10 protein-coding genes are annotated in these 12,250 nt (G+C 54.3%); 1 reads left to right on the forward strand and 9 read right to left on the reverse strand.

The genetic code is table 11. The features are described 5' to 3' along the window. Positions 1–33: 33 nt before the first annotated feature. From EJP87_RS02750 to efp, 9 genes are all read right to left on the reverse strand, one after another. Complete coding sequence (locus EJP87_RS02750) at positions 34–999, reverse strand: alpha/beta hydrolase (RefSeq protein ID WP_130470337.1); 966 nt, start codon at positions 997–999, stop codon at positions 34–36. A 13-nt stretch (positions 1,000–1,012) separates the two neighbouring features. Then, positions 1,013–2,392, reverse strand: a complete 1,380-nt coding sequence (locus EJP87_RS02755) for an aspartate aminotransferase family protein (RefSeq protein WP_130470338.1) — start codon at positions 2,390–2,392, stop codon at positions 1,013–1,015. Positions 2,393–2,410: 18 nt separating this feature from the next. Continuing rightward, a complete protein-coding gene (locus EJP87_RS02760; protein ID WP_130470339.1) occupies positions 2,411–3,124 on the reverse strand; it encodes an MtnX-like HAD-IB family phosphatase in 714 nt (237 codons plus the stop codon). A gap of 12 nt (positions 3,125–3,136) precedes the next feature. After that, positions 3,137–4,354 carry a beta-ketoacyl-[acyl-carrier-protein] synthase family protein gene (locus EJP87_RS02765; protein WP_130470340.1) on the reverse strand — a complete coding sequence of 406 codons (1,218 nt, stop codon included), beginning with the start codon at positions 4,352–4,354 and terminating at the stop codon, positions 3,137–3,139. Next, positions 4,351–4,611: an acyl carrier protein gene (locus EJP87_RS02770; protein WP_130470341.1), complete on the reverse strand. Its 261-nt coding sequence runs from the start codon at positions 4,609–4,611 to the stop codon at positions 4,351–4,353. The genes EJP87_RS02765 and EJP87_RS02770 overlap by 4 nt, the downstream gene beginning before the upstream one ends. A 124-nt stretch (positions 4,612–4,735) precedes the next feature. Beyond that, entirely contained in the window at positions 4,736–8,659 is a 3,924-nt protein-coding gene (locus EJP87_RS02775; protein ID WP_130470342.1) for a DUF3683 domain-containing protein, read from the reverse strand. Between the two features lie 25 nt (positions 8,660–8,684). Continuing rightward, entirely contained in the window at positions 8,685–9,236 is a 552-nt protein-coding gene (locus tag EJP87_RS02780; protein ID WP_130470343.1) for a thioredoxin family protein, read from the reverse strand. 14 nt (positions 9,237–9,250) lie between these two features. After that, positions 9,251–10,264, reverse strand: a complete 1,014-nt coding sequence (epmA, locus tag EJP87_RS02785; RefSeq protein ID WP_130470344.1) for an EF-P lysine aminoacylase EpmA — start codon at positions 10,262–10,264, stop codon at positions 9,251–9,253. 36 nt (positions 10,265–10,300) lie between these two features. Further along, on the reverse strand, positions 10,301–10,861 hold the full coding sequence (gene efp, locus EJP87_RS02790; RefSeq protein ID WP_130470345.1) for an elongation factor P: 561 nt from the start codon (positions 10,859–10,861) through the stop codon (positions 10,301–10,303). A 104-nt stretch (positions 10,862–10,965) separates the two neighbouring features. On the opposite strand from efp, the gene epmB reads away from it, so the two are divergent. Continuing rightward, complete coding sequence (gene epmB / locus EJP87_RS02795) at positions 10,966–11,940, forward strand: EF-P beta-lysylation protein EpmB (protein ID WP_227657418.1); 975 nt, start codon at positions 10,966–10,968, stop codon at positions 11,938–11,940. Positions 11,941–12,250: the final 310 nt, after the last annotated feature.

The raw sequence follows: 12,250 nt of genomic DNA on the forward strand, positions 1-12,250 counted from the left end.
CCTCTACCTCCTCAGACGCCCCCTATAAAACTGTCACAGTGGGCGGTTGTCGTGTTGTTGATGCTGGTGCATGATCTCTTGAAAAAAACGGCTGCTCTCTTGAATGACCTCATGGCGTTGCCGATCAATGGTGATGATATGGTAACAATCATCCAGAAACACTTTGCGCACCATACCGCCTAAATGGCGTTCCAGATGGTCGGCATTGCGGATACTGGTCATATCATCCTCGCGTGCATGCAGTACCAAGGCTGGCACCTTCACCTGTGGCATCTCCTTGAGCACCACACCTACCAGACGTTGCAACTCCCGCAAAGAGCGTCCCGTCGTACCCAGATTTCCTGCCAAAGCGCTGTTGCCAGAGTGCATGCTCTCCACCACCCACTGCCGCAAGCGCTCATCCTTGATCCCATAGGGATAATTTTCCACAAAACGGTAACAGTCTGCCAACGGTGTCGCCAAGAGCAAAGGCAACAAAAACTGCAGCTTGGGTATTGCCCATCCATCATACCATAAGGTGGTGGAATAACAGGCGATGCCTGCCAGCCGCGAAGGTGCGGCTGCCGCCAGATGGATGGCCAATAGTGCACCCATCGATAAACCGGCTACAAAGACCTGCGAATGCACCGCCGCCAGCTCCTGATAGGCATCCTCGACGCTGGCATACCAATCCTGCCAACAGCTCTGCAACAGCCTCTCTTCCGAACCACAATGACCGGCCAACTGCATCCCATAGACGGCAAATCCCTCTGCCGCCAACCCTTTGCCGATATAGCGCATCTCCGTTGGCGTTCCGGTCAGGCCATGGATCAATAATACCGCTGCCTTATCACCCGCATAGCGAAAACGCACATCAGCAACAGGGGTTTCGGCACCCTCCTCCCCGCTACGCGGCGACCAAAAACGGCTACCAAACCAACGACTGACCCACGAGTGCCAGCCCTGACGCCATTTTTCCCACCCTGGCCAAGCAAGATGCTGCTCTGCATTGCGCTCCATGGATCACGCTTCCTTAGCCATCCCTACCCACTACCCGCTGCAACAGTTGTTCCAACAGTTGCAGGGCGATACCAATCTCTTCGCGACTGATCTCCAAAGAGGGAGCCAAGGTCACCACATTTTTATAATAGCCGCCAATATCCAAAACCAACCCATAGCGACGATTCCCCAACTGCAAATCCCCCTTCATCCCCTCCTGAAACAGACGATCTGCCAACTCCTGTGCGGGGGTAAAACCATCGGCTGCACAAATCTCCATACGCAGCGCCAATCCCAAACCATCCACATCGCCAATCTGGCGAAAACGGCGTTGCAGGTCGCGCAACCCCTGCAAAAACAAAGCTCCTTTTTCTAGCACCTGCGCCCCATAATCCTTTTCCTGCACCATGCGCACCGTCTCCAAAGCCACTGCCGTTCCCAAAGGATTGGCAGCAAAGGTGGAGTGGGTGGAACCAGGGGGAAAGCGCTCCGGGGTGATAAACTCCTCTCGCGCCCACAAACCGGCCAACGGATTCATACCATTGGTCAGCGCTTTACCAAAAACCAGCACATCCGGTTGGAGACCAAACTGTTCTGCCGCCCAAAAGGTGCCGGTCCGGAAAAAGCCCATTTGGATCTCATCATCCACCAACAGGATATTTCTCTCGCGCAATATCTCCTGCAGACGTGGAAAATATCCAGCAGGTGGGATCACATAGCCCCCTGTCCCCTGCACCGGCTCCACATAAAACGCGGCATATTCAGACTCACCCGCTTTACCATCCCATACACCATGATACTCACTATCAAACAGGCGAGCAAATTGATTAACACAATACAGCGCACACTCCTGGCGATTTTTGCCATAAGGACAACGAAAGCAGTAAGGATAGGGCACAAAATGGGCGCGATCGGCAAAATGCCCATAGCGGCGTCGATAGCGATAGGAGGAGGTGATGGCCGAAGCCCCCAAAGTACGCCCATGATACCCCCCCTCGAAGGCAAACATGCGTCCCTTGCCCGCAGAGGCGTTGCGCACCAGTTTTAACGAATCCTCAATGGACTGACTGCCACCCACATTAAAATGGATGCGCCCGCGTTGGCCAAAGCTTCCTTCAATCTGCTGAACCAGGAGTTTGGCCAGCTCAATCTTTTCCCGATGCAGATATTGTGATGCCAGTTGTGGCAAAGTATCGATCTGGCGGATGAGCGCCTGCTTCAAACGGGGGTTGGCATAGCCAAAATTGCAGGCAGAATACCACATCTGCAGATCCAGATAGGGCAAATCCTCCAGATCATAAAGCCAGGATCCCGCACAACGGGCAAACAGTTTGGCAGGCTCCAGATAGTGCACGGTATCGCCGAAAGAGCAATATTCCGCCTCATCCTGCAACAGACTCTCTTCCACTTGCATTTACTCCCCTCGGCTAACTCATGATTCTGCGCGCATGGTGGACGACACATGCAGGGCAGACAACCAATCTCCATTCTGTACACGTTGTGCAGCAGCGCTAAAATCAGGCATCGGCCAATGGGGCAAACCCTGCTTTTGGCAATAGTTGAGCAGGCGATCCTTGGCCCAAACCTGCTGCACTTGATGGGCCAGACAAAAATCGGAAGAGCCATCGCCGATCAATATCGACACCTGGGCAGCTCCTCCCTCGCGAGCTGCCACCGCACACTTGCAGGTTCCTGAGCCTGAACGGCAGTGCGGATCGGCATTGGGAAAATGCAGTTGATAGCTGCCGTCAGCCAACACCTGCAGATGATTGGCAAACACCGGCAAATCGGCCAATCCATGGCGTTGCAAAACCCGCTTAATGGCATAATCCAACCCGTCACTGACGATCCGAATCTGCCAACCCCGTGCCGTAACCTGCTGCACAAACGGGGCAAAACCGGGATCGATCAACCTCTGATCCACAAACTGATCCAACTCGCACAGTGCAACACGCAACAAGGCGACCTGCTGCTGCATACAGTCCCGTGCACTGAGCGTACCTGCCCGCCAGGCCGTTTCGATCTCTTGCCATTCCGGCAGAGCAAAACGGCTCAACAGAGCATCGCTGACATCCTCTGGCATGATGGTACCATCAAAGTCACACAAAAACAGGCAGGTAACAGAAGGCAAACTTGTAGCAGACATCGGTAGTGCTCATCAGGTAGATGCAGCTTTGAAAATCAGCGAGGTATTCAATCCGCCAAAGGCAAAGGAGTTGTTCATGACTGCAGAGAGTGGTTGCGAACGCGCCTGATTGGTGACCAGATTCAGATCACACTGGGGATCAGCATCGAGAAAATTAACAGTGGGAGGAATTTTTTGCTCTTGCAAGGCAGCCAAACAGGCCAGTGATTCCACCGCCGAAGCCGCACCCAAGGTATGACCGTGCATGGATTTGCTGGAAGAGACGGCAACCGTGCGCGCATGCCCGCCAAAAACCTGCTGAATCGCCTGCGTCTCCACCAGATCATTCAAGTGGGTACCGGTACCATGGGCATTGATATAGTCAATCTGCTCGGCACTCAAGCCCGCATCCTGCAAAGCGGCCTGCATGGCGGCCACAGGACCATCCACATGGGCCTGTACCGGATTATGGGCATCGGAACTCATACCAAAACCGGCCAGCTCCGCAAAAATCGCTGCGCCTCTGGCCTCGGCTGACTCTCTGGTCTCCAAAACCAACACCGCCGCTCCTTCTCCCAGCACCATACCATCGCGCTGTTTGCAAAAGGGCCGACAAAGCGATTTGGCCATGACCCGCAACCCTTCCCAGGCACGCACTGTGGCAAAAGTGATGCAGGCTTCCGTTCCACCGGTAATGGCGGCATCCACCATACCGCTGCGCAACAACAGCACGGACATGGCAATGGCATGGCCAGCCGAAGAGCAGGCAGAAGAGGTGGTAAAGACTGGTCCGGTCACTTTGTGGGCAATGCTGATTTGACTGGCCACTGAACTGTGAATCAATTTGGGTACTGTAAAGGGATGGAAACGTTTGGCTCCCTGCACATACAGACGATGGTAGCCCTGTTCCTGGGTCTCCTGCCCCCCGCAACCGGTTCCCAACAATATGGCAGTACGTCGGGCAAACTGTTCATCCTGCAACGGCAAGGCTGCTTCGCGAATGGCCTGTTGTGCTGCCAACATACCATATTGGGCAAAACGATCCAGTTGGCTTAAAGCTCCCTCATCAAACCAATCCTGTTCCTGATAACCGGGAATTTGTGCCGCAACCTGAATCTGTAGTGCGCTTGCATCAAAACGAGTGATGGGAGCTATCGCACACTCTCCACGCATCAATCGTTCGGCAAAGGCAGGATAATCCATGCCCAGAGCGGTGAGCGAACCCCTGCCGGTGACGACGATCTGTTTCATGCGCTGGGCGAAGCCTCTTTTTCGGCAACCAGTTTACTGACCAAATTGACCACATCGCCAACTGTGGCTTCAGTCACGCTGGCAGGATTGGGAATGGTAATATCAAAGCGCTCTTCGAGGGCGAACAAAATCTCCACTGCATCCAGCGAATCCATACCGGCAGCCAGAAGCGACGTTTCCAGCGTCATCTCTTCCCGTCTCAGGGTTGCATATTTGCAAAAAATATCGAGAACGCTTTCATGAATCAGCTCAGACATCTCTTTTCTCCGGAAAGGAACAGCCTCTCAACGCACCATCAATCTACTGCTTGCAAGCCTATCTGACACTTGTAGCAGGTTATAGCATGGCTGTTGCGTCTGCGCAACGCAACATACCAGATAATCATAATAATACCCTTTCCCATTCCGCATACTGCAGTTGACCTTGCCAATCGTTACCCAAAATCCGCTCTGCCAATTCAACAACAAGAAAACGTGCTTCTACAGGATGCTGGTCGCGCTGGCGAGACAACCCTTGATAACAAGAGGGGCAAGAGGTGAGCAATTTATAGGGTGACTGTTTTTCCTTGTGGCCCTCTTGGCTCTTTTCCGGCAGCGGCAAGGTTTGACTTTTGCGAAAACGCACCTGGGTTGCGATATCGGGACGGGAGAGAGCAAACAAGCCCGATTCCCCACAACAACGATCGGTCAATTGTACTCGACAGTTCAAAAGGGTTGCGGTCACCTGACGGGGATCATAACTCTTCATCGGTGAATGACACGGATCATGAAACAAACAGTGTTCATCTTGAGACAAGGCCGCGGCCCGCACCCCTTTTTCCATCAGATATTCATGAATATCCAACAATCGACAACCAGAAAATATTTTATCAAAGGCATAGCCCTGCAGTTGGCGCAGACAGGTGCCACAGGAGACCAAAACAGTTTTGATTTCCAAATCGCTCAAAGCATCGGCCATGCGGTGAAACAAAACCCGGTTGCTGATGGCCATCGCCCGTCCGCCCCCTTCGTCCCCGGAAGCGCTCTGCGGAAATCCACAACACAGATAGCCAGGAGGTAAAACCGTCTGCACTCCGATATGGCGCAACATCGCCAAAGTTGCCAGAGCAATTTCAGAAAACAGCCGTTCACAACCACATCCGGGAAAATAAAAGACAGTCTCTGTTGTGGCCACCCCTTCTTTCCCTTTCAGGATGGGAATGGCATCACTCTCTTGCAACCGCAAAACCGCCCGTGCTGGTTGGCTCAATTCAGGTTTCGGTAACGGAGCATTCAACAGATGGCGCACATGACTGGGCAAAGAGGCTGCACCACGGGTGGCAAAGGGCATCTGTTGCTCTTTGGGTGGATCCATGCGCTGCAACCAGTGGTAACCCAGTCGTTGCGCTGCATAGCCCCCCTGCAAGAGAGTGCGTCTGGTCCAGTGGATCACCTGTGCATCGGTAGTGGTCAAAAAAGCCATGGCCAAACGTTTATTGGGATTTATCTCTTTGCGTCCCCTGCTTTGCAACAACTCACGCATGCGGATGGTGACTGCACCAAAATCAATATTAACCGGACAGGGTTTGACACAGCGATGACAGATCGTGCAATGGTCTGCCAAATCTTGCAGCTCCGCACAATGGTGCAAAGCGTTGCCACCAGTGGGACGGCTGATACGTCTGGTCTGTTCATCATACAAAAAGGCTTCGATCACCAGACCGGTGGCCAAAATTTTGTTGCGTGGCGAATAGAGCAGATTGGCTCTGGGCACATGCGTCGAACAGACCGCCTTGCATTTGCCACAGCGCAAACAGTGGCGCATATCATTGTTGAGTGCCTCCATGGCACTCTCTTTCAAAATCAAAGCCTCCTTTTGCACCAAACGCAAAGAGGGGGTATAGGCATTCTGCAACCCCGATCCGAGCAACAGCTTGCCACGATTAAAATAGCCACGGGGATCCACCTGCTCTTTATAGCGATGAAACTGATCGATTATCTGGCTATCGAGATAACGAAATTTGGTCAGACCGATACCATGTTCACCGGAGATGCAGCCTCCCAGTTGCTGTGCCAAGAGCATGATCCGGTCAACCATCTCCTCGGCAGCCCGTAACATGGCATAGTCATTGGAGTTGACCGGAATATTGGTGTGCACGTTGCCATCGCCGGCGTGCATATGCAGAGCAGCAAACAGACGGCTGGAACGAATCTGGGCATGGATGCTATCCAGTCGGTTGCGCACCCCTTCCCACAAATCGCCCCCAAACAGATTGCGCAGCGGTTGCGCCACTTCGCTGCGTAAAGAGATCCGTATCCCACGCCGCAACAACAGTCGAAACAGACTCTCTCCCGTCCGCGCCAGACGGCGCTCTTCCTCTTCCAAAGGCAGGAGCGTGTCCGTAACCGCACTGTCCAAGTGCTGCAAAAAAGTGTGCCAGCGCTGCTCTACCCGCAGCAGCAGACGCAGTGCTGCCTCCACTTTGCCGCTGAGAATTGACTCATTCTCCTGTTCAAACAGCGCGGCATCGCCAGCAGTCAACAAGGGACGCCACTCACCACTGCGGAAAAATCGTTGGATTGCCTGTACAATCGCGATTTTATTGCCTATCGACTGTTCAATATTCAGCCGTTCAATGCCTTCGTTATACTCCGCCAGTTTTTCCAGCGGAATCACCACATCTTCATTGATCTTGAAGGCATTGGTATGGGCAGCAATGGCCGCAGTCCGGGAACGATCTGACCAAAAACGCTCTCTCCCCTCTGGAGTGGTGGCAATAAACCCTTCGCCGCCCCGCGATTGCGCCAACTGGACAATATGTTCAGCCGCTGCAGAGACAGCAGGCAGATCATCGCCCACCACATCTGCCAACAATACCATTTTCGGACGATCCCCTCGGGATGCCTTGGCATTATAGCCCACCGCCCGCACATAGCGCTCGTCCAGATGTTCCAGGCCCGCACAGCCCACCTGGGGATGGTGATCAAGAAAATTTTTGATCTCGACAATCGCCGGCACGGCCCGCCCCAAATCGGGATCATAAAACTCCAAACAGACCGTATGGGTATGATGCGGCATGGGGTGCACCACAAAGACCGCACTGGTGATGATGCCATCACACCCCTCTTTCTGGACCCCTGGCAAGCCTCCCAACCATTTGTTGGTCACATCCTTGCCTAAACCCTGCTTGCGTATCTCCTGCCGGGAAAGAGTAATGATCTCAGGCTCACCCAGCGGGGTATAGCCATCCACAGCCAACCGCTGCACCTGAAAACGGGCCTCTGGCAGATCATGAATTTTGCCTAAATTATGCTGCAGACGCTGCACCTCCAACCACTGCACCGTCGCCTCGCCGCTGGGTTCTGCCACCACCATGCGCCAGGAGAGCAGATTATCCAGGGTGGTTCCCCAACGTACCGCCTTCTTTCCACCAGCATTCATGGCAATATTGCCACCAATGGTCGAGGCATTTTGCGAGGTCGGATCCACTGCAAAGATAAACCCGGCTGCCTCTGCCGCCAGCGCCACCTGTTTGGTCACAGCTCCCGCTTCGACGCGAATGCTCATCACCTCCTGCACCAAACCCAATGCCGGGCGTTTCGCGACCGGACCCAACGCATCCAAGGCTTCCACATTGAATACCACCGTCTCGGCTGCCAACGGCACCCCGGATCCGGTATAGCCGGTGCCACCCCCCCTGGGAATCAGGCTGAGACCCAATTCGATGCAGGCCGCCGCCAGCGGCGCCACCTCCTCTTCACTGCCTGGAGTGACCACCAACAACGGGCATTCCACCCGCCAGTCGGTGGCATCGGTCATGTGCGAGACCCGTGCTGTGACACTAAAATCAATATGATCGGCGCGGGTAATCTCCTCCAGACGCCGACGAATCTGCTCCCGCCGATCGGACAAAGTGCGAAACCGTTCGGCAAAAGAGGCCACCGCCTCGCCAGCCCGCGCCAGCAAATAAAACACCCACTCTTGGGTATTGGGATCGGTTGCCCTCGCCCGAATACGACTCAGACGCTCTTCCATGGCCGCCAGCAAAGCCTGCAAACGGCGACCATCAGCCAGCAAATCCTCCTGCAAGAGGGGATTGCGGGCAAATATCCACAAATCGCCCAGCACCTCAAACAACATGCGCGCCGAACGACCGGTTTGCCGTCGTCCGCGCAAGCGATTGAGTATGCTCCAGCTCTCCTCGCCTAAAAAGCGAATGACAATCTCACGATCGGAAAATGAGGTATAATTATAAGGAATTTCCCGGATATTCGGCTCTTTAGCAGAGCCGTGTTCGGGAAGGTCAACGTTTGGCGGGAGACTCATTGCGGCTCTCTGGGCTGAAAGGCGGTTATTCCCGCCATTTCAGGCTACAACCCATGGCGGCATGTTGAGGTTCGGCTACCGGCTCGCCAGCCAACAAAGCCATGATGGCTCGTTTCATCTCCTGGTTGCGTACTGTAGCCGGATTGCGTGGTGAATCATCCAATCGACCGCGATAACGCAGTTTTCGTTCCCGATCAAAGATAAAAAAATCGGGAGTACAGACTGCACCATAGGCGTGCGCCACATCTTGGCTTTCATCCATCAGATAGACAAAAGGATAGCCGCGCTCTTTGGCCCGTTTTTTCATGTTATCCATATTATCTTCAGGATAACTGATTGGATCGTTGCTATTGATGGCCACAAAGGCCACCCCAAGGGGTTGCATCTCCTTGGCCAAATCGATCAAGCGCCCTTCGATAGCCTGCACATAGGGACAATGGTTGCAGATAAACATTACCACCAAGACTTCGGCTGCTGCAAAATCAGCCAAAGCATGCTCTTTGCCATCCACCCCTGGCAAAGAAAAATCGGCAGCAGGTGCACCCATTGTTCCCGGTGCACTGTATAAAAGAACCATGGCTCTCCTCCTCGTCAATCAATTGATCGCGTGTCACCCATTGCCATGCTGCGCTCAGGAAAGGCCATCACCTCTTGAATGCTCTCCGTCTGCACAGCCAACATCAACAAACGATCCACCCCCAATGCCACCCCGGCACAAACCGGCAACCCAGCCTCCATGGCCTGCAAAAACAGTTCATCGATCGGTAATGTTTTTTTTCCCAGCCTCTGTCGTTGCCGATTGACCTCTTGGAAACGGTGTCGCAACTCCTGAGCATCGCGCAACTCCTGATAGCCATTGGCCAGCTCAACACCGTTTACATAGAGTTCAAAGCGTTTGGCAACCGGAGGAGGTCCAGGATCGATCTCTGCCATCGCTGCGGCTGTTGGTGGAAAATCGGTCAAGAATACCATCCCCCCCTCAGCCCGCAAAGCCGGTTCCACATGCTGCAGCAAAAGCCAATCCAACAGCTCCTGACGCTCCAACCCTGCCAATGGCAGCAGCTCTCCCTCGGCTGCACTCTCCCGGCATTTTTGTTGCAGTTGCGTCAGGCTGTCATCCCAAGGATCCACTCCCGCAAAGCGCTGCATCGCCTCACCATAAGTGAGCAGCTTGGCCTCACCAGCGGTGCTGCAACAGAGCCCTTTAGAGGGCAACGCCACAATACTCAACAGCAGCGCCTCCACCTCTCGCTGCAACTCAGCGACACGCCAGCCCGGTCGATACCACTCCAGAATGGTAAACTCTGGATTGTGCAGGCGCCCCACCTCTCCTGCACGAAAGGCACGCCCCATCTGATAGATTGCCCCGGCACCTGCTGCCAACAACCGTTTCATGGCCGTCTCCGGCGAACCCTGCAGATAACCTTCGGCACAGACCATCGGATCCTGATGCAACTCTGGAGCCATTGCCGGCAACAGCAGTGGCGTTTCCACCTCCACCACGCCGCGCTGTTGAAAAAAAGCACGAATACGTGCCAACAGCTCTGCCCGCCGCTGCAATCGCCACCAAGTGGCAACCGGCTGCCAAGAGGTCGCGCTTTCCATCAACGGTAACTGCAACGCAACCTTTTGCCAACCAGACTATTTGGCCCGTTCCACATAATCACCGGTACGGGTATCAACCCGGATTCTCTCCCCTTCATTGACAAACAGCGGCACCTTGACCGTGGCTCCCGTCTCCAATACCGCCGGCTTGGTCGCCCCGGAAACCGTATCCCCTTTGACACCCGGTTCACACTGGGTAATCGTCAAAATCACGAACTGGGGAGCCTGCACGGCAATGGCCTTGCCTTTCCAAAGGGTAACCTGATAGCCTTCCTGCTCCTTTAACCAACTGATGGCATCACCCACCTGAACACTGGTCAAAGCCACCTGATCACAACTGCCTGGATCCATAAAGTGCCAAAACTCACCGTCGCTATACAAATATTGCATTTCGGTATCGATGACATCCGCCTTGGCCACCGTTTCGCTGGACTTGAAGGTGCGTTCGATCACCCGGCCATCGATCAAATTTTTAATGCGAATTTTGGTAAAGGCTTGTCCTTTGCCTGGCTTGACAAAATCCGCTCCGACGATAATCCAGGGCAATCCGTCAATTTCCACCCGCGAGCCCTGCCGTAATTGATTATGGGTCAGCATTGTTTTTCCTTACTCTCTCAATTGTGAAGCAATAAAATTAACCGACTCTTGCGCCGACACTTATAAACGATATGCCGCCCATCGCCAAGGAACAGGCTGCGCCAATGCAGCAGAAAATCACACCCTCTCCGCTCTCCGCCACAGAGAGCGCCAACCTCCGCACAGATCAGCAGAGCTATCCGCTGCGGGTTCCCAGCCATTGGCGACAACGCATCGATTGGCAAAACAGCCAGGATCCCTTGTTGCGACAGATTCAACCCACTCCAGAGGAGTGGCAACCGGTTGCCGGATTCAGCGAGGATCCTCTTGCCGAAGAGCAGGCACAACCTTTGCCTGGTCTGCTGCACAAATATGCCGGACGCGCACTGCTGCTGCTCAGCCACTCCTGCCCTATCCACTGTCGCTACTGTTTTCGCCGCCACAGCAATGAGAGCAAACCCACAACCTCTGCCCACAACTGGCAAGCGGCTGTCGAATGGATCAAACAAGAGAAGACGATACGCGAAATCATCTATTCGGGTGGCGATCCTCTGATGTTACCCGACCGCCAACTGCAGCAACTGACCAGGCAACTGGCGGAGATTCCCCATCTGCAACGGTTGCGTGTGCACAGCCGCATGCCGGTGGTCACACCAAAACGGATCGGTCACGACCTCCTGCAGTGGTTGACCGGCAGCCGTCTGACTCCAGTTTTGGTGATCCATTGCAACCATCCGCAAGAGCTGGATAGCCTGGTCCTGCAAGCCCTGCACAAGCTGCAACAGGCTGGGGTGCTGTTGCTCAACCAATCGGTATTGCTCAAGGGAATCAACGACTCGGTGGAGGTGTTGGCTGCACTCTGTGAAACCTTGATCCATCAGCGCATTCTTCCCTACTACCTGCACCAACTGGATCCCGTAGCAGGCGCCGCCCACTTTCGCGTAGACAATGCCAAGGCGGCTCACCTCTGGTTGCAGTTACAATCCCGTCTGCCCGGTTATGCCCTGCCCCGTCTGGTCTGGGAACAACCAGGCTATCCCAGCAAACGTCTGCTGGAACTTCCTGACGACGCACACCAAGATTCATTAATTTGCAGTTAAGCAGATAACAAACAACCGGCTTGCATCACCATGAAAGCCGGTTGCTCAATCACTCTTGCCTATGCTCTCTGCTCTTGCGACCACAAAGCCCTCGACAGGAGGTGACAGAGCCGCACAGCAGAGAGCTCACCAATCAACATCTGCACTACGGCACGGCTCTGCACCACTGTGAAGCGTAACTATTCAGGTTCGTGCTGGCTCGCCAGCTCTACCCCCATGGGGATGCTGTACGCATTGGCGCAAAAATGCGCGCCAATCCGCACAGCTTGCTTCCATTAGGCGCTTAAGCCGACGCAAAAAGCGCGTCGGC

Source organism: Candidatus Magnetaquicoccus inordinatus (assembly GCF_004217665.1).
Lineage (GTDB): Bacteria > Pseudomonadota > Magnetococcia > Magnetococcales > Magnetaquicoccaceae > Magnetaquicoccus > Magnetaquicoccus inordinatus.